At 69.8% G+C, this 17943-nt stretch carries 15 protein-coding genes and 1 tRNA gene; 13 read left to right on the forward strand and 3 right to left on the reverse strand.

What is annotated here, in order from left to right; genetic code table 11:
• The first annotated feature begins 64 nt into the window (after window positions 1-64).
• From OG500_RS30880 to OG500_RS30895, 4 genes are all read left to right on the forward strand, one after another.
• Window positions 65-613, forward strand: a complete 549-nt coding sequence (locus tag OG500_RS30880; RefSeq protein WP_329584815.1) for a hypothetical protein — start codon at window positions 65-67, stop codon at window positions 611-613.
• Entirely contained in the window at window positions 558-5240 is a 4683-nt protein-coding gene (locus tag OG500_RS30885) for a putative T7SS-secreted protein (protein WP_329584818.1), read from the forward strand. The genes OG500_RS30880 and OG500_RS30885 overlap by 56 nt, the downstream gene beginning before the upstream one ends.
• 18 nt (window positions 5241-5258) lie before the next feature.
• Window positions 5259-5501 (forward strand): hypothetical protein, encoded by a 243-nt coding sequence (locus OG500_RS30890; protein WP_329584821.1) that lies wholly within the window; start codon window positions 5259-5261, stop codon window positions 5499-5501.
• Window positions 5502-5637: 136 nt separating this feature from the next.
• Window positions 5638-6750 carry an integrase core domain-containing protein gene (locus tag OG500_RS30895; protein ID WP_329584824.1) on the forward strand — a complete coding sequence of 371 codons (1113 nt, stop codon included), beginning with the start codon at window positions 5638-5640 and terminating at the stop codon, window positions 6748-6750.
• Between the two features lie 251 nt (window positions 6751-7001).
• Here the strand turns inward: OG500_RS30895 and OG500_RS30900 are convergent.
• Window positions 7002-7086: transfer RNA gene (locus tag OG500_RS30900), tRNA-Leu, on the reverse strand.
• Between the two features lie 426 nt (window positions 7087-7512).
• On the opposite strand from OG500_RS30900, the gene OG500_RS30905 reads away from it, so the two are divergent.
• Window positions 7513-8040, forward strand: a complete 528-nt coding sequence (locus OG500_RS30905; RefSeq protein WP_442789260.1) for an ATP-binding protein — start codon at window positions 7513-7515, stop codon at window positions 8038-8040.
• 32 nt (window positions 8041-8072) lie between these two features.
• Here OG500_RS30905 and idi read toward each other — a convergent pair whose 3' ends face one another.
• Window positions 8073-8678 (reverse strand): isopentenyl-diphosphate Delta-isomerase, encoded by a 606-nt coding sequence (gene idi / locus OG500_RS30910; protein WP_327070115.1) that lies wholly within the window; start codon window positions 8676-8678, stop codon window positions 8073-8075.
• A gap of 541 nt (window positions 8679-9219) precedes the next feature.
• On the opposite strand from idi, the gene OG500_RS30915 reads away from it, so the two are divergent.
• The 6 genes from OG500_RS30915 to OG500_RS30940 all read left to right on the forward strand — a co-directional run bounded on the left by OG500_RS30915 (window position 9220) and on the right by OG500_RS30940 (window position 14739).
• A complete protein-coding gene (locus OG500_RS30915; RefSeq protein WP_329584828.1) occupies window positions 9220-9975 on the forward strand; it encodes a phosphocholine cytidylyltransferase family protein in 756 nt (251 codons plus the stop codon).
• Entirely contained in the window at window positions 9963-11024 is a 1062-nt protein-coding gene (locus OG500_RS30920; RefSeq protein ID WP_327070117.1) for an iron-containing alcohol dehydrogenase family protein, read from the forward strand. The genes OG500_RS30915 and OG500_RS30920 overlap by 13 nt, the downstream gene beginning before the upstream one ends.
• Window positions 11025-11133: 109 nt before the next feature.
• A complete protein-coding gene (locus OG500_RS30925) occupies window positions 11134-11871 on the forward strand; it encodes a CDP-alcohol phosphatidyltransferase family protein (protein WP_327071751.1) in 738 nt (245 codons plus the stop codon).
• Between the two features lie 98 nt (window positions 11872-11969).
• Entirely contained in the window at window positions 11970-12815 is an 846-nt protein-coding gene (locus tag OG500_RS30930) for a glycosyltransferase family 2 protein (protein WP_327071752.1), read from the forward strand.
• A 126-nt stretch (window positions 12816-12941) separates the two neighbouring features.
• On the forward strand, window positions 12942-13883 hold the full coding sequence (locus tag OG500_RS30935) for an ABC transporter permease (protein WP_442907084.1): 942 nt from the start codon (window positions 12942-12944) through the stop codon (window positions 13881-13883).
• 118 nt (window positions 13884-14001) lie between these two features.
• Window positions 14002-14739: an ABC transporter ATP-binding protein gene (locus OG500_RS30940; RefSeq protein WP_329587845.1), complete on the forward strand. Its 738-nt coding sequence runs from the start codon at window positions 14002-14004 to the stop codon at window positions 14737-14739.
• 149 nt (window positions 14740-14888) lie between these two features.
• On the opposite strand, the gene OG500_RS30945 is transcribed toward OG500_RS30940, so the two are convergent.
• Window positions 14889-15398, reverse strand: coding sequence for a ricin-type beta-trefoil lectin domain protein (locus OG500_RS30945; protein ID WP_329584835.1), 510 nt, complete (start codon window positions 15396-15398; stop codon window positions 14889-14891).
• A gap of 673 nt (window positions 15399-16071) precedes the next feature.
• Between OG500_RS30945 and hpnC the strand changes: the two genes are divergently transcribed.
• Both hpnC and hpnD read left to right on the forward strand, forming a co-directional pair.
• The gene (gene hpnC, locus OG500_RS30950; RefSeq protein ID WP_327070119.1) at window positions 16072-16986 is read left to right on the forward strand and encodes a squalene synthase HpnC; all 915 of its coding nucleotides are present in this window, start codon (window positions 16072-16074) and stop codon (window positions 16984-16986) included.
• 41 nt (window positions 16987-17027) lie between these two features.
• Window positions 17028-17885, forward strand: coding sequence for a presqualene diphosphate synthase HpnD (gene hpnD, locus OG500_RS30955; RefSeq protein ID WP_327070120.1), 858 nt, complete (start codon window positions 17028-17030; stop codon window positions 17883-17885).
• Window positions 17886-17943 lie beyond the last annotated feature (58 nt).

A 17943-nucleotide genomic window follows, 5' to 3' on the forward strand; every position in this document is an offset into this window, starting at 1 on the left:
GTATCAGGTCGATCCGGACGCGCTGAAGAACACGGCGAAGGGCATCAATGATGCGGTCGCCGAGTTGAAGACGCTGGGGATCGATGAGAGCGCGGAGGTGGGCCGCGGGTTCTCCGGTCTGTCTTTGACGGGGTTGCAGGTCGGTAACCCGGGTCTGCAGTCGGCGCTGGACGACTTCTGCGACCGGTGGGGCTGGGGGGTGCGCACTCTGGTGCACGACGGTACCGAGATCGCGGATCGGCTGGGTCTGTCGGCGGGCCGGTACTACGACCAGGAGCAGTACGCCTCCGGTGTGATGAAGGACGTGGTCAATGCCGCGATCGGTAACCCGGATCTGACGCAGGAGCAGGTGGAGAAGCAGTCCTGGGGTCAGACGTGGGAGAACAACCCGTACACCCAGGTCACCGATCCGGACTACTCGAAGGCGTCGTTCGACCAGGCGGCGGCCGACACCCGTAAGACGTGGGCCGCGGAGGGCAAGGACGTCGAGGGTCATGTTCCCGTGCCCGGTCTGCCGGGGGTCTTCATGCCGGCTCCGGGGCAGGGGGTAAGGGCTGATGGGGTTTCTGGACGACGTCGGGGACGGCCTGGAGGGGCTGTACAAGGACGGTAAGAAGCAGGTCGGCCAGGTCCTCGACCAGAACGCCCACACGGTGGGCGGGATGCTCGACTTCGTGGGCCTGCACGACGCGGCGAACATGGTCGACAACTGGGGTGACAGTGTCGCCGACGACCTGGGTGCGCAGGTCGGGGAGAAGCAGCTGGGGCAGTCCGAGGATCCCAAGGACCTGGTCCACGGCGACGCCAAGGCGCTCGGCGACACGGCCGCGCATCTGCGCAAGTTCCACGACGCGTTCCAGGAGACCGGCAGCGGCTTGCAGGCGCTGGACTCCTCGCACTGGCAGGGCCAGGCCGCGGATGCGTTCCGTGCCAAGTTCGAGCCGCACCCGGCGCTGTGGCTGACCGCCGCCGACGCGTGCGCGGCCGCCGCCACCGCGCTGGACGGCTTTGCGCAGACCGTCACCTGGGCGCAGGGGCAGGCCAAGGAGGCCATCGACGCGTACAACGCGGCGAAGAAGGCGCACCAGCAGGCCCAGGCCGCCTACAACGCGAGCGTCAGCAGCTACAACGACGCCGTCAAGACCTGGAACAAGGCCGCCGCCCAGCCCAACCCCAACCCCGGTCCCAAGCCCACCGATCCGGGCGACTTTCACGATCCGTCCACCGATCAGCTCACGCACGCCCAGGACCTGCTGCGCGCCGCCCGCACCGGACGCGACCAAGCGGCCGACAGCGCGGCGAAGGCGCTGCAGGCGGCCACCGCCACCGCGCCGACCACGCCCAGCTTCACGCAGCGGATGAAGCTGGACTCGATGGACCTGGCCGAGGGCGGCGCGATGGGCGGCGCGCACCTGTACGGCGGGATCTTCAAGGGCGCCGCCGACATCGTGGACTTCGGGCGCGGCCTGAACCCGATGGACGTCTACAACGTCACCCACCCCGCCACCTACCTCGACCACCTCAACCAGACCGCCGCCGGCCTGGTCCACGCCAACATGCACCCCACCGACGTTGTCAAGTCCCTGGTCGGCTCCGGCTGGGGCTCCGACCCCTTCGAGGCCGGCGGCAAACTCCTGACCAACGTCGCGTTCGGTGCCCTGACCGACGGGGCGGGTCCCGAGGCGGATGCCGCCGCGGCCGCCGCGAAGACCACCGCCGCGGCCGCCGCGAAGACCACCGCCGAGGACGCGGGGAAGAACGCCGCCAAGGATGCCGCCCAGGACGCGGCCGGCGGCGGGGGGCGTGACGCGGTCAAGGACCCGGACATCAACGGGCGCGACCCGGGCGACCGCGTCTGCAAGAGCGACCCGATCGACATGGCCACCGGCTACATGACGCTCACCCAGACCGACGCCCACCTCGCGGGCGTACTCCCACTCCTGTTCACCCGCACCCACGACTCCCACTACCGCGCCGGGCGTTGGATGGGGCCGAGCTGGGCGTGCACGTTCGACGAGCGGCTGGAGGTCGACGCCGAGGGCGTGGTCCTGCTGCGCGGTGACGGCATCGCGCTGGCCTACCCGCACCCCGCGCCCGGCACGCCCACGCTGCCGGTCACGGGTGCGCGCTGGCCGCTGGCCGTGGACGCCGAGGGCCGGTACACCGTCACCGACCCGGCCACCGGCCACATCCGCACCTTCCGCCCCGACCCCGCCCAGCCCGCTAGCCCCGCCCAGGCCGCCGGCCACGTGCTGGCCCCGCTCGACTCCATCACCGACCGGGCCGGCCACCAGCTGGTCTTCGACTACGACCACGACGGCATCCTGATGGGCATCCGGCACTCGGCCGGCTACCACCTGGAAGTCGACGTCACCGACTTCCGGATCACGGCCCTGCGGACGGCCGGGCTGGAACTCGTCCGCTACGGCTACACCGAGGGCCACCTCACCGAGATCGTCAACTCCTCCGGCCTGCCGCTGCGCTTCGAGTACGACACGGCCGGGCGGATGACCGCGTGGATCGACCGCAACGAATCCCGCTACGACTACGTCTACGACGACCAGGACCGCTGCATATCCCAGGGTGGCTCCGGCGGCCACCTGCGCTGGCGCTACGACTACCGCCCCGGCCTGACCCTGGCCACCGACTCCCTGGGCGCGGTCAACCGCTACGAGGTCAACGAGCGCCACCAGATCACCGCCCACACCGACCCGCTCGGCCACACCACCCGCTACACCCGCGACCACCGCCACCGCCTGCTCGCCACCACCGACCCACTCGGGCGCACCACCGCCTTCGAGTACGACGCGGCCGGCAACACCACCACCGTGACCCGCCCCGACGGTGCCCGCTCCACCGCCGCGTACAACACGCAGGGCCTGCCCGTCACCGTCACCGGCCCCGACGGCTCCAACTGGCGCCAGACCTACGACGGACACGGCAACCGCACCTCGGTCACCGACCCCGCCGGCGCCACCACACTCTTCGGCTACGACGCCCACGGGCACCTCGCCTCACTCACCGACGCCCTCGGCCACACCACCGCCGTCCACTGCGACGCGGCCGGTCTCGTCCTGTCCGCCACCGACCCGCTCGGCGCCACCACCGCCTACCAGCGCGACGGCTTCGGACGGCCCGTCACCATCACCGACCCACTGCGCAACTCCACCCGCCTGACCTGGAGCCCCGAGGGCCTGCTCACCTCCCGCACCACCCCCGACGGCGCCACCGAGACCTGGACCCACGACGGCGAGGGCAACACCCTCACCCACACCGACCAACTCGGCGCCACCACCACCTTCGAGTACACCGACTTCGACCTGCTCACCGCCCGCACCACCCCCGACGGCGCCCGCCACACCTTCACCCACGACACCGAACTGCGGCTGATCGAGGTCACCAACCCCCAGGGCCTGACCTGGACCTACCAGCACGACCGAGCCGGCCGCCTCACCGCCGAGACCGACTTCGACGGCCGCACCCTCGCCTACACCCACGACGCGGCCGGCCAGCTCGCCGCCCGCACCAACGGCTTGGGCGAGAGCATCGGCTACACCTACGACCTGCTGGGCAACCTCACCGGCAAGGACGTCGAGGGCGACCTCACCAGCTACACCCATGACGCGCTGGGCCGCCTGCTCACCGCCACCGGCCCTGCCGTCGAACTGACCCGCACCCTCGACCCGCTGGGCCGCCTGCTCACCGAGACCGTCAACGGCCGCACCCTCACCAACACCTACGACCCGCTCGGCCGCCGCACCTCCCGCACCACCCCAGGCGGCACGCTCAGCACCTGGGCCTATGACCCGGCCGGCAATCCGCTCGCCCTCACCACCGGCGGGCACACACTCACCTTCGATTACGACGCGGCCGGCCGCGAGACCACCCGCCACCTCACCGACACCGTCACCGTCACCAGCGGCTACGACCCGCTCGGCCGCCGCACCGCCCAGGCCCTCACCGTCGGGCCCGACGTCCTCCAGCACCGCGCCTACCGCTACCGCGCCGACGGCAACCTCACCGGCATCGACGACCGGCAGACTGGCACCCGCCGCTTCGACCTCGACCCCGCCGGCCGGGTCACCGCCGTCCACGCCGCCGACTGGACCGAGCGCTACGCCTACGACGACGCCGGCAACCTCACCCACGCCGACTGGCCCGCCCGCGACGACAGCGCCCACGGCCCCCGCAGCTACACCGGCACCCGGATCACCGCCGCCGGCCGTATCCGCTACACACACGACGCCCAGGGCCGCGTCACCACCCGCCGCCGGCGCACCCTCTCCGGCCGCACCGACACCTGGCACTACACCTGGGACCCCGAGGACCGCCTCACCGCCGTCACCACCCCCGACGGCATCGAATGGCTCTACCACTACGACCCCTTCGGCCGCCGCATCGCCAAACAGTGCCCCGCCACCGCCGAGTGGACCCTCTTCACCTGGGACAGCACCACCCTCGCCGAACAGACCGCCCAGGGCCCCACCCTCCCCGGCCCCTACACCCTCACCTGGGACCACGACGGGCTGCACCCCCTCACCCAGACCGAACACCTCCACCTCACCGACGACGAAGTCGACCGCCGCTTCTTCGCCATCGTCACCGACCTCATCGGCACCCCCACCCACCTCCTCAACCCCACCGACGGCACCACCGCCTGGCAAGCCCGCACCACCCTCTGGGGCACCACCACCCAGCCCAAGAGCGCCACCACCACAACCCCACTCCGCTTCCCCGGCCAGTACCACGACCCCGAGACGCGACTCCACTACAACCTCCACCGCCACTACGACCCAGACACCGCCCGCTACCTCACCCCCGACCCCCTCGGCCTCACGCCCGCACCCAACCCCGCCACCTACGTCCACAACCCGCACACGTGGAGCGACCCACTCGGACTGTTCCCTTGCGATGAAGACATTCAAAAGATGAAGGACTCGGCCTACGATCAGTTCAAGGACACTCCTTTCACCAATGCCGGACGGGCGCTCACCAAGAAGCTCGGCCGCGGCCCAGAGGCTCCGAAGTGGGACCACCTCCGGCCCGATAAGACGAACGAGGCTGGCTACAACGATTCGGCGAAGAAATTCCTTGATGGCCTACTCGGTGATCCATCGACAAGCTATTCCGTCGAACAGGGAAGAGTGGCAGGTGTGTACCATGATCTGCATTCATTCCGAAATGGCAGCGGGATCGGTGCCAGATTCGAGATGGATGGAACATTTGTCGGATTCGTCTGAGGCGGAAAGGCTGCCAGCGTGTCGGTGATTCGAGAGTTCAAGGGTGCGATGGTCGAGATCACGGCATTCGCCGACATCGTCGGAGAGTGCGAAACCCTCGAGTTCAACTCACTCTCTCCGTCACGGAGGCTCGACATGGCCGTGAGCCAGCGGGACGACGATCAGCAGCACCTGTACTTCAGCATCAACGGCCAACTTGACCTTGATGCTGACTATGTCCTCTGGGCCATCCAGTACGCCAAGGACTATTTCGTCTGCTGATCAACGCAGCGTTCGACCGACGCGCTGCCGAACCGAGCCGGCCTCAGCCCTAACCCCTGAAGGGTGTCTGCACTGTCGCTACGGTGGCTGAGCAGCGGCTTTCCGAGCGGGCGGGTTCTGGGCATGATCGTTGACCGTGGCTCTTCGTCTGCTTTACTTGATCTTCTGCCGGGTGCTGGGCCGGCTTGCCCTGTTGGGTCGTTCCTCTGCCGTGAAGAATGCCGAGATCCTGGCCCTGCGGCACGAGGTGGCCGTACTGCGCCGCCAGGTGGAGCGGCCGCGGATGTCCTGGGTGGACCGCGCTGTGCTATCCGCGCTGGCCCGCCAGTTGCCGTCGATGCTGCGTCGGCATCGGCTCGTCACTCCGGGCACGCTGCTGTCCTGGCATCGGCGTTTGGTGCGCTGGAAGTGGCGACAGCCACCGGCCAGACCCGGCCGGCCACCAGTGCCCGAAGAGATCGTCGCGCTCATCCAGCGCCTGGCCAGGGAGAACCCGACCTGGGGGTACGTCAGGATCGAGGGCGAGCTGCGGCGGCTCGGCCACCGGGTCGCCGCAGCCAGCATCCGTCGAGTCCTGCGTCGCCTGGGCCTGCCGCCCGCACCCCAGCGCGTCAGTCGGCAGAGCTGGCGGACCTTCGTGCAGACGCAGGCTCACACGCTCCTTGCCTGCGACCTCATGCACGTGGACACTGTCTTCCTTCAGCGCCTGTACGTCTTCTTCGTCATTGAGATCAAGACCAGGCGGGTCCATGTCCTTGGTGTCACAGCGCATCCCATGGGGGAGTGGGTGGCTCAGCTCGCCCGGAACTTGCTGATGGACCTGGGCGACCGAGCCGGTGACTTTCGGTTCCTCATCCGCGACCGCGACGCGAAGTTCACCGCCGCCTTCGACGCCGTCCTCGCCGGTAACGGCACGACGGTGATCCTGACCCCGCCGCAGAGCCCGCGCTCGAACGCCTTCGCGGAACGGTGGATACGCACTGTGCGAGCCGAATGCACCGACCGTCTGCTCATCGCCGGTGAGCGGCACCTGCGTGCCGTGCTCGGCGAATACGCCGAGCACTACAACACCGGAAGAGCCCATCGCGGCCTCGACCTACGTGCCCCGGGTGACGAACCGAATGTCATCCCTCTGCCCGCTGCCGCGATCAGGCGCCGCCGAGTGCTCGGTGGCCTGCTCAACGAGTACCACGCCACCTCAATCAGCCCACCTCTTGACTCTCATCAAAGGCCCAGTTCAGCGGCCTGATCGGAGTTTTGGCACCCTTCACGGTTCCGGCACCCGCCGCACCCAAGCCCTGACCGAACAGCAGATCACCGACCTCGTGAACCAGGCCGGCAGCATGGTCGACGTCCTGCACGACGCCAACCCCGAGATCAAGCGCCAGACCTACGCCGCTCTCGGCCTACGCTGCGACTACAACCACGCACAACGCAAAATGCAGGTCAGGATCGCTCCTGACCTGCATTCCCTGGCCAACCATGTTGGCCAATGGGTCGTGTCCGAGGGGGGACTTGAACCCCCACGCCCGATAAAGGGCACTAGCACCTCAAGCTAGCGCGTCTGCCATTCCGCCACCCGGACAGGGTGTGTGCCTCGGGGTTCTTCGTGCTGTCCCCCGCGGCGACAGAGAGAACACTATCAGGCTTTCGGGGTACCTCCGACCCACCCGTCCCCGCCGCCCACCTGCGGTTCTCGCTCCCCGTGGGCGTCCGGGTGGCTGCCCAGGTCCCGGGCGCGGGGGCGGCTGCGACCGGCGACGACGGCGGGTCGGGGTGGATGAACGGTCGTGGGTCGGTGGCGCAGGGAAAGTCGGCCAGGAAGTGGGCTGTTGTGGTCATGGTCGGTCGGAAGCGGTCTGCCAGGGGCAAGTTCCTCGACCGGGCGCGGGGATTCCGGTCGCTCTCCTAGCCTCGGACATGAAGGGGAGCCCTGAACGGAACACCCCGTTCCCGGATGGTCGGCCGGTGCCGGCGGTGCCTCCCGAGGCCCGACGAAGGGTGGCTGGACGTGGAGCGGACGACGACGGGGACTTCGACGGTGGTGGCGCCGGTCCAGGTGCCGGACGGGGTCGAGGTGGAGCGGGCCGCCGACGGGCTGTGGCGGATCGTCGCCGGGGCGCGGGAGTCCTCGGTGCCGCGGGTCCGGCACGCGGTGCGTGACCTGCTACGGGCCCGCGGGCTGGCCGGGGAGTGCTACGAGGACCTCACCGACGGCCTGCTGCTGATCGTCTCGGAACTGGTCACCAACGCCGTCACGCATGCCGCGGTGCTCTCGCCCCGGGTGACCACGGAGGTGTCGATCGGCCGCGGCCAGGTGCGGGTGGCGGTGGAGGACGGGCACCCGCACCGGCCCAAGGCCGTGCAGAGCGATCCCGAGCAGACCGGCGGGCGCGGGCTGCTGCTGGTCAAGAGCATCGCGCTGGCGGCCGGCGGCGCCTGCGACGTGGAGCGGACCGGCGACGGCGGCAAGGTGATCTGGGCCTCGCTGCCGCTCCCCGCCGCCGAGCGGGCGGGGAGCGGCGCGAGCAGCCGTTGAACGGCCCCACGAGGGCGCCGATCGGCCCGGACCTACCAGCTCGGTCCGGCGATCTCCCGGATCCCCGGCAGGGCGGCCTCGAAGACCGTGTTGAACCAGACCGAGAACGGCCGCTCCTGCTGGAGCTCCTTCAGTTCCCGGGCCGTCACGAAGCGGGTGTCGTCGACCTCCTCCGGGTCGGGCCGCAGCTCGTCGGTGAGCAGGCCGACGAAGAGGTGGTTCCACTCCCGCTCGATCAGCCCGGAGGCCTCGTCCGGCAGGTCGTAGCGCACGGTGCCCGCCGCGCCGAGCAGGCTGGGGGCGGCGCCGAGCTCCTCGGCGGTGCGCCGGGCGGCGGCCACGAACGGCGGCTCGCCGGGGTAGGGGTGGCCGCAGCAGGTGTTGGACCAGACACCGGGGGAGTGGTACTTGCTCAGCGCGCGGCGCTGCAGCAGCAGCCGGCCCTGCTGGTCGAAGAGGAAGACCGAGAATGCCCGGTGCAGGTGGCCGGGCTGCTGGTGGGCCCAGAGCTTCTCGGCGGTGCCGATGGTGGCACCCTCGTCGTCCACCAGCTCGAGCAGGATCTCGGGAGCGGCCGCGGGCTCCGCGACCCCGCCGGCCGGGTCGGTGGCAAGGCTGGTCGATGAACTCTCGGGCATAGCGCCTCTTTCGGCACGGGGACCGGCGCCGCCACCCGGATACGCCACCCGGGCGAGCCCCCCCGGTCCAGCGGACGGCAGCACACCCCCGGGCGCGAACAGTGCCGTGTCGCGTACGGAGGGCATCGGTGCCAGTCTGCCGTATGCCCGAGGTGCTGGGACGGATTCGACGCACCATCCCCGGGATCACCGGTGCGGGGGAGCCGGGGAGCAGCATCGACCAGAACGGATGTCCGAGTGGGTCGATATGTTCGTACACCAGTCCGACACGTGACCGCCACGCAACCGTCCGAGCACCCTCACCGGAGGGCCGGATCCGCCTCCCGCGGCGCACCTGCGGGGGCCGGGCGGCGTTCGGGCCGGTGGTGCCGGTCGCCTACCATCACTAACGACACGGTGCACCGCCGAGCGGCGGGACCGGGGCGTCGTTCCGTGGGCGGGCACATGCGGGTACGGATGTGCACCGGCAGGCCCGCGGACGGTCGAGGGGAACCCCAGGGCGGCACTGCGCACCCGGTACCGACGAAACAGGAGACCCCGCATGATCGGCCTCGTTCTGGCGGCCGGAGCCGGCCGCCGGCTCCGCCCGTACACCGACACCCTGCCCAAGGCGCTGGTGCCGGTCGACGGCGAGAAGACCGTGCTGGATCTCACCCTCGGCAACTTCGCCGAGGTCGGCCTGCGCGAGGCCGCGATCGTGGTCGGCTACCGCAAGGAGGCCGTGTACGAGCGCCAGGAGGCACTGGAGCAGAAGTACGGCGTCAAGCTCACCCTGGTCGAGAACGACAAGGCCGAGGAGTGGAACAACGCCTACTCCCTCTGGTGCGCCCGTGAGCTGTTCACCGAGGGCCTGCTGCTGGCCAACGGCGACACCGTGCACCCGGCCTCGGTGCAGCGCACCATGCTGGACGGCAACGACCGCCTGATCGCCGAGGGTCGCACCCCGGGCATCCTGCTCGCGCTGGACACCCACAAGAAGCTGGCCGACGAGGAGATGAAGGTCGTCGTCGACCCGGTCAAGGGCATGCAAAGGATCACCAAGCTGATGGACCCGGCCGAGGCGACCGGCGAGTACATCGGCGTCACCGTGATCAACCCGTCCGCCGCCGCCGACCTGGCCGACGCGCTGCGCACCGCCTACGAGCGCGACCCGCAGCTCTACTACGAGGACGGCTACCAGGAGATGACCGACCGCGGCCTGCGGATCGACGTGCAGCCGATCGGCGAGGTCTCCTGGGTCGAGGTCGACAACCACGAGGACCTGGCCAAGGCCCGGGAGATCGCGTGCCAGTACTGACCCGGCTGATTCCCTCGCCGGTCTTCGTCGAGATCCGCCCGGGCGCCCTGGACTCGCTGGCCGGCATCCTCGCCGACCAGCGGCTGTCGACCGCCGGGCGGGTCGCGGTGGCGATCAGCAACGGCTCGGGGGCCCGGCTGCGCGACCGCCTGCTGCCGATGCTGCCGAACGCCGACTGGTTCGAGGCCGGGGACGGCACCCTGGACGGCGCGGTGCGGCTGGCGGACGAGGTCAAGAGCGGCCACTACGACGTCCTGGTGGGCCTCGGGGGCGGTAAGATCATCGACGCCGCCAAGTACGCCGCCGCGCGGGTCGGGCTGCCCCTGGTCGCCGTCGCCACCAACCTGGCGCACGACGGCATCTGCTCGCCGGTCTCGACCCTCGACAACGACGCGGGGCGGGGCTCCTACGGGGTGCCCGGACCGATCGGCATCGTGGTCGACCTGGACGTGATCCAGCAGGCCCCGCAGCGCTTCGTGGCGGCCGGCATCGGTGACGTCCTGTCCAACATCTCGGCCTGCGCCGACTGGGAACTCTCCCAGCGCGAAACGGGCGAGAAGGTGGACGGACTGGCGGTGGCGATGGCCCGCTCGGCGGGCGAGAACCTGCTGCACCACCCGGGCGCCCTGGAGGACGCGGACCTCCTTACGGCGCTCGCGGAAGCACTGGTACTGTCCGGCATCGCGATGAGCATCGCGGGCAGCACCCGGCCTTCCTCGGGTGCCTGTCACGAGATCTCGCACGCCTTGGACGTGCTCTATCCCAAGCGTTCGGCTCAGCACGGCGAACAGGTCGGCCTCGGCGCGGCCTTCGCGAGCTTCCTGCGGGGCGAGCACGAGCTGACCGGGCTGATCGTCGACCGTCTGCGGGCCCACGGCCTGCCGGTGACTGCCGATCAGATCGGTTTCACCGAGGCGGAGTTCATCGAAGCGGTGCACTACGCTCCGAATACCCGCCCGGGGCGCTTCACGATTCTTGAGTACCTCGACCTCTCCCCAGCAGCGATCAGGGACGCGTACGCCGACTATGTCCAAGCCGTCAACAGCTGAGCCCCGAGCCTCGGCCGCCGCCGCGCCCCCGGTCGCCGGCCGCGCCGTGGTCGACCTCGCGGTTCGCCCCTCGATCGAGGAGCTGCGCGCGGTGATCCACCCGGCGGGCATGCTCCAGCGCCGCAGCGCCGAGCACTGGGCGGGCCGGCTCTACATGCGCGGCATCTCGCTGCGGATCACCCGGGTGCTGTCGACGGTCACCGCGATCACGCCCAACGGCCTGACCTACGCGATGATGTGCACCGGCGTCCTGGCCGGTGCGGGGCTGCTCCTCCCGGGCCTCGCCGGTGCGGTCGTCGGCGCGCTGCTGATTCAGCTCTACCTGCTGCTCGACTGCGTGGACGGCGAGGTGGCCCGCTGGCGCCGGCAGACCTCGCTGACCGGCGTCTACCTGGACCGGGTCGGCCACTACATGTCGGAGGCCGCGCTGCTCACCGGCCTCGGCCTGCGCGGCGCCGACCTGCTGCACCGCAGCGGCGGCGCCACCCACTGGGAGTGGGCCTTCCTCGGCACCCTGGCCGCGCTCGGCGCGATCCTGATCAAGTCCGAGACCGACCTGGTCGACGTCGCCCGGGCCCGCAGCGGAATGACGGCGGTGGCCGACAGCGCCTCGGTGCCGCGCTCCGCCGGCGTGGCCAGGGCCCGCCAGGTCGCCTCGCTGCTGAAGTTCCACCGGCTGGTCGGTGCGGTCGAGGCCTCGCTCCTCATCCTGGCCGCCGGGATCGCCGACGCGGTGCACGGCGGGCTCCTCTTCACCCGTCTCGCGGTGGTCGTGCTGGCCGCGATCGCCATGCTGCAGACCGTTCTCCACCTGCTCAGCATCGTCCTCTCCAGTCGGCTGCGGTGAAAGCTTCGATGAACAACACCACGAACAACACCACGACGAACACCACGCCCGCGGGCACCAGGGCCGACGACTTCCGTCTCGGCGCCGTGATCATCACCATGGGCAACCGCCCGGCCGAACTGAACGCGCTGATCGAGTCGGTCCAGCGCCAGCAGGGCCCGGCCGTCGAGCTGGCCGTGGTCGGCAACGGCGCCCCGCTGCCGCCGCTGCCCGCCGGCGTGCGCGCCGTCGAGCTGCCCGAGAACCTCGGGATCCCCGGCGGTCGCAACGTGGGGATCGAGCTGTTCGGCCCCGACGGCCGCGACGTCGACGCGGTGCTCTTCCTGGACGACGACGGCTCGCTGCCCAACCCGGACTCGGCCCGCCTGCTGCGCGAGGCCTTCACCGCCGACCCGGGGCTCGGCATCGTCAGCTTCCGGATCGCCGACCCCGACACCGGCGTCACCCAGCGCCGGCACGTCCCGCGGCTGCGCGCCGCCGACCCGCTGCGCTCCTCGCGGGTCACCACCTTCCTCGGCGGCGCCAGCGCGGTCCGCTCGACGGTGTTCGAGCAGGCCGGGCAGCTGCCCGCCGACTTCTTCTACGCCCACGAGGAGACCGACCTCGCGTGGCGGGCGCTGGACGCAGGGTGGTCGATCGACTACCGCGCGGACATCGTGCTGCACCACCCCACCACCTCGCCCGCCCGGCACGCCTCGTACTTCCACAACGTGGCGCGCAACCGGGTGTGGCTGGCCCGACGGAACCTCCCGGCCCCGTTGGTGCCTCTCTACCTGTGCACCTGGCTGCTGCTCACCCTGGCCCGCCGCCCCTCCGGGGAGGCGATGAAGGCCTGGTGGGGCGGCTTCCGGGAAGGCTGGCGCAAGCCGTGCGGCGAGCGACGGCCGATGCGATGGCGTACTGTATGGCGATTGACCAGGTTGGGCAGACCGCCGGTCATCTGATCACCCGGTCAGCGGACCACCACACCGCCACCCGGACCCCCGTGATCCCCCATGGATCTCCCCGCCGAGAGCCCGGCGACTGCCCCCCGGCCAGCAGCCGGACTTCCGAGCCCGTGAAGGACGAATGTGTCGACAGTGACTGAACCGATCAACCTCTCACTACCAGGGGGTGTTGACACCGGACTGACCCCGAAGCAGCTCGCCGACAAGTACGGTCTGAGCGTCAGCGGCGCCCGGCCAGGGCTCTTCGCCTACACCAAGCAGTTGTGGGGGCGCCGCCACTTCATCATCGCCTTCGCGACCGCCCGGCTGGTGGCGCAGTACACGACGGCGAAGATGGGCCAGGTCTGGCAGGTTGTCACGCCACTGCTGAACTGTGCGGTCTTCTACTTCACCTTCGGTGTCATTCTGCACAACCGGGGCGACATGCCCTACTACATTCCCTGGTTGTGCATCGGCGTCTTCATCTTCCAGTTCACCCAGAGCGCCATCCAGGCCGGCACCGGGGCGATCTCCTACAACCTCGGGCTGATCCGGGCGCTGCACTTCCCGCGCGCCTGCATGCCGATGGGCTTCACCCTGATCCAGCTCCAGCAGCTGCTGATCTCCATGGTCGTCCTGATCGGCATCGTGCTCGGGTTCGGCTATCCGCTGACGGAGACCTGGGTTCAGGTCATCCCCGCGCTGATCCTTCAGTCGATGTTCAACACCGGCCTCGCCCTGGTGATGGCCCGGATCGGCGCCAAGACCAGTGACGTCTCCCAGCTGATGCCGTTCCTGCTGCGCACCTGGATGTACACCTCCGGCGTGATGTACAGCGTCGCGAACAACATCTCGCACTGGCCGAAGTGGGCGCAGATCTGCATGCAGATCAACCCCGCGTCGGTGTTCATGGAGCTGATGCGCCACGCGATGATGCCGTCGATCTACAGCCCGCACAAGTACCCGGGCCAGCACCAGGTGCTGCCCCCGCACGTCTGGGCTGTCGCGACCGCGTGGGCCGTGGTGCTCTTTGTTGCGGGGTACGTTTTCTTCTGGAAGGCAGAGGAGGAGTACGGCCGTGGCTGACACTGTGACCACTACCGACGAGGCCGAGCTCACCGGCGAGGAGCGCGCTGCCCTCCGCCGCGAGCGCGACGCCAAGGCGGTCGCCGCCGCCAAGGAGACCCGCGTCCCCACCGTCGTCGTGGACGACGTGCACATCGTCTACAAGGTGCACGGCGCCTCGGCGGGCAAGGGCAGCGCCACCTCGGCGCTCAGCCGCCTGATCTCCCGCAAGCGCTCGCCCGCGATCACCGAGGTGCACGCGGTGCGCGGCGTCAGCTTCACCGCGTACAAGGGTGAGGCGGTCGGCCTGATCGGCTCGAACGGCTCGGGCAAGTCGACCCTGCTGTCGGCCATCGCCGGCCTGCTGCCGACCGAGAAGGGCGGCATCTACACCAACGGCCAGCCCTCGCTGCTCGGTGTGAACGCGGCCCTGATGGACGACCTGACCGGCGAGCGCAACGTGGTCCTCGGCTGCCTGGCGATGGGCATGAGCCCGGCCCAGGTGAAGACCCGGTACCCGGAGATCGTGGACTTCTCGGGCATCAACGAGAAGGGCGAGTTCATCAACCTGCCCATGCGCACGTACTCCTCGGGCATGGCGGCCCGCCTGCGGTTCTCCATCGCGGCGGCCAAGACCCACGACGTGCTGCTGATCGACGAGGCGCTCTCCACCGGTGACCAGGCCTTCCAGCGCCGCAGCGAGGCCCGCATCCGCGAACTGCGCAAGGAGGCCGGTACGGTCTTCCTGGTCAGCCACAACAACAACGCGATCCGTGACACCTGCGAGCGGACGGTCTGGATCGAGACCGGCAAGCTGATCATGGACGGCCCGACCGAAGAGGTCGTCGGCATGTACGAACGCGGCGAGCGGCCGTAGTGGCAACCCGATAGGCCGGTGGGGTCCGACGAGGTCGGACCCCACCGGCCTATCGCTGTTACGGTGTCGTCGGCTGCGCATACGGTTGAGCCCGTGACCGGGTCATGCCATTACGGCGCGAACAGTGAGGTGGGCGCGTTCATCGGGGCTCAGTGCCAGAGCTGGTACTTGCCTCCGTTGCAGGGCAGAGCGTAGACATTGCCCGCGACGTTGCTGTCCAGGCAGTAGCCGCTTTCCCGGTTGACCAGGTTGAAGCCACTACCGGTCCACCTCTCCTGCCACTGCTCGTAGTAGTTGGCCGGGCTGGCGCAGTTCTCCAAGTACACCGAGTTGCCAGCGGCGGCGAGGCAGATGTTGTCCTGGTCCATCGGGGATTCCCTCCAGTAGCTGCCATCCTGGTTCACGATGTTGCCCTGGGTGTCATCCCACTTGAGTCGATCGTCACTGGAAGCGCAGGGCTGCCAGGAGTACGGGGGCGTATCCATGCCGAGTGTGGTTACGTCCGTCCCGTTTGCTTTCCACTCCAGACAGTTCCCCGTGGAGTTGTCCGTCCAGTAGATACCGTGGCCGTCGGCAAACGCGGATCCGCTGCTGGCCAGGAGCAGTGCGGGTACCGCAGCTGCCATGACGGCGAACTTGGCAATGCGCTTCTTGTTCATGATCAAGATCCCCCCTGTCGTGGACTGACGTGACGCGTGAGGCTGCTCCTGGAGTATGTGTACGCGCTGCTCTGCGATAAGCGAGCGCTCTCCGTTGTGGAGCTGTTGTGACCCTATGGCGGAAGAAGACTCGCCTGCCAGCTTGTTAGCGATTCTTTTATGGAGCATATGGCTCCACTATTACGTCCCGTGGGACCTGGGGTGAGCCGGGCAAGGAAAATCGGACAAGCTCGCTACGGGGCGTTGATTTTCCGCATCCAAACGTGTGCTTCATTACTGCCCGGATGGTCTGCGGGTGGCTATGGCAATAAATGCCTGTATTCTCGGAATTCGCCTTGATTTGTCCCGAATATTTCGCGCTTGCCCCCTCCGGGCGGGTGGACCGGAGGCTGTGAAGCATCGGCTGCCCACCATGACGCGCGTGTTGTGTCTGCCTCTTCCCGCGCCCCTCGCGCCCCCGCGTGTGCGCCGGGCGGGTGAGGGGGGTCGGCGCGCCGGGGGGTGGTCTTTTCGACTCGTGACCGGAAGTGAAAGGGTGGGGGTCCGGGAGCGGTCCAGCCTGCGCGGGGGAAGCGTGTCCGAGTCGGGTCCATGGTCAACACCGGTGTAGAACGGGGGAGTGACGGCAGTGACGACTTCGGCTCAGTTCTCGGCGCGGCCGGGGAGCGGTGGGGTGGGCGGTCCCTCTGAGGAGGAGACGCTGGCCAAGGCGGCGCGGGAGAACTTCCCGGTCGCCCCCGGCTTCCTGCCGGCCGCCTGGCGCGACGACCTGATGGCGGTCTACGGCTTCGCCCGCCTGGTGGACGACGCCGGCGACGGCGATCTCGCGGACCCCGCGGGGACGGCCGCGGTGCTGGGAGCGCCCGCGCACGCCGGCGACGAGACGGTGTTCCGGCTGGGGCTGCTCGACGGCCTGGAGCGCGATCTGGACCGGGCCTTCGAGGCCGCGCTGCCCGGGACCGTCAGCGAGCCGCCGCGGCATCCGCTGATGGGCGCCCTGGTGCCGCTGATCGGCCGCCACGCGGTGACGCCGGAGCCGTTCCGCCGTCTGATCGAGGCGAACCGGGTGGACCAGACCACCACCCGATACCCGACCTTCGAAAGTCTGGTCGGCTACTGCACGCTGTCCGCGGACCCGGTGGGCCGCCTGGTGCTCGCGCTCGCCGACGTCGCGACCCCGGAACGGATCGAGCGTTCGGATGCGATCTGCACCGCGCTCCAGGTCATCGAGCACCTCCAGGACGTGGCCGAGGACCTCGCCCGCGGGCGGATCTACCTGCCCACCGAGGACATGGCCCGCCACGGCGTCACCGAGGCCGACCTCGCCGCCCCCAGCGCCGACGCGAGGGTGCGCGAACTCGTGGCGTTCGAGGCGGCTCGGGCACGGACCCTGCTCGATCACGGCGCCCCGCTGGTGGGTACGGTTCGGGGGAGGCTTCGACTTCTCCTGGCGGGATTCACCGCGGGCGGGTACGCGGCCCTGGCGGCCGTCGAGGCCGCCGGGTACGACGTGCTGGCCCAGCAGCCGAAGCCCGACAAGCGCCGCCTGGCGATGAAGGCGGCGGCCATCTTCGCGAAGGGAAGGTGAACGCCCGAGTGGCGGCATCACCACTGGCGTCGGCACCGGTCATGGCGGCCTATCGGTACTGCGAGGCGGTCACCGCCCTGCAGGCCCGCAACTTCAGCTACGGGATCCGGCTGCTGCCGGAGCCCAAGCGGCTGGCCATGTCCGCTCTCTACGCGCTCGCCCGCCGGGTCGACGACATCGGCGACGGCGAGCTGTCCGAGCAGCGCAAGACCGAGCAGCTGCTCGCCACCCGCGCCCTGCTGGACGAGGTGCGGGCGGGCGAGGTCACCGAGGAGGACACCGATCCGATCAAGGTGGCACTGGCGGACGCCGCCCGGCGCTTCCCGATCCCGCTGGACGCCTTCGACGAGCTGATCGACGGCGTCGAGATGGACCTGCGCGGCGCCGAGTACCAGACCTTCGAGGACCTCAAGGTCTACTGCCGCTGCGTGGCCGGCTCGATCGGCCGGCTCTCGCTCGGTGTGTACGGCTGCGCGGACCCCAAGCGCGGCGCCGAGTACGCGGACACCCTGGGCCTGGCCCTGCAGCTCACCAACATCCTGCGCGACCTGCGCGAGGACGCGGTCAACGGACGCACCTACCTGCCGGCCGAGGACCTGGCCCGGTTCGGCTGCGAGCAGGGCTTCGCGCTGCCCACGCCGCCGGTCGGCGCCGACTTCACCGGCCTGGTCGCCTTCCAGGCCGAGCGGGCCCAGGGCTACTTCGAGGAGGGCCTGCGGCTGCTGCCGATGCTGGACCGGCGCAGCCGGGCCTGCACCGCAGCGATGGCCGGGATCTACCACCGCCTCCTGGGGCGGATCGCCGCCGAGCCGGAGTCGGTGCTGCGCGGCCGGGTCTCGCTGCCGGGCTGGGAGAAGGCCTACGTCGCGCTCTCCGGCCTGGCCGGAGGACGTTCTTGAACCCGTCCGACCCTCCGTCAGCCGTCATCGACGGGGAATCATCGCAAGCACCGGCACT

This window comes from Kitasatospora sp. NBC_01250, from assembly GCF_036226465.1.
Classification (GTDB): domain Bacteria; phylum Actinomycetota; class Actinomycetes; order Streptomycetales; family Streptomycetaceae; genus Kitasatospora.

Coding starts and splice junctions, on each gene's coding strand:
- OG500_RS30885 (WP_329584818.1), top strand. CDS start 558: ATGGGGTTTCTGGACGACGTCGGGGACGGCCTGGAGGGGCTGTACAAG.
- idi (WP_327070115.1), bottom strand. CDS start 8,678: ATGCCCGAGAGTTCATCGACCAGCCTTGCCACCGACCCGGCCGGCGGG.
- OG500_RS30915 (WP_329584828.1), top strand. CDS start 9,220: ATGATCGGCCTCGTTCTGGCGGCCGGAGCCGGCCGCCGGCTCCGCCCG.
- OG500_RS30925 (WP_327071751.1), top strand. CDS start 11,134: ATGCTCCAGCGCCGCAGCGCCGAGCACTGGGCGGGCCGGCTCTACATG.
- OG500_RS30930 (WP_327071752.1), top strand. CDS start 11,970: ATGGGCAACCGCCCGGCCGAACTGAACGCGCTGATCGAGTCGGTCCAG.
- OG500_RS30945 (WP_329584835.1), bottom strand. CDS start 15,398: ATGAACAAGAAGCGCATTGCCAAGTTCGCCGTCATGGCAGCTGCGGTA.
- hpnD (WP_327070120.1), top strand. CDS start 17,028: ATGGCGGCCTATCGGTACTGCGAGGCGGTCACCGCCCTGCAGGCCCGC.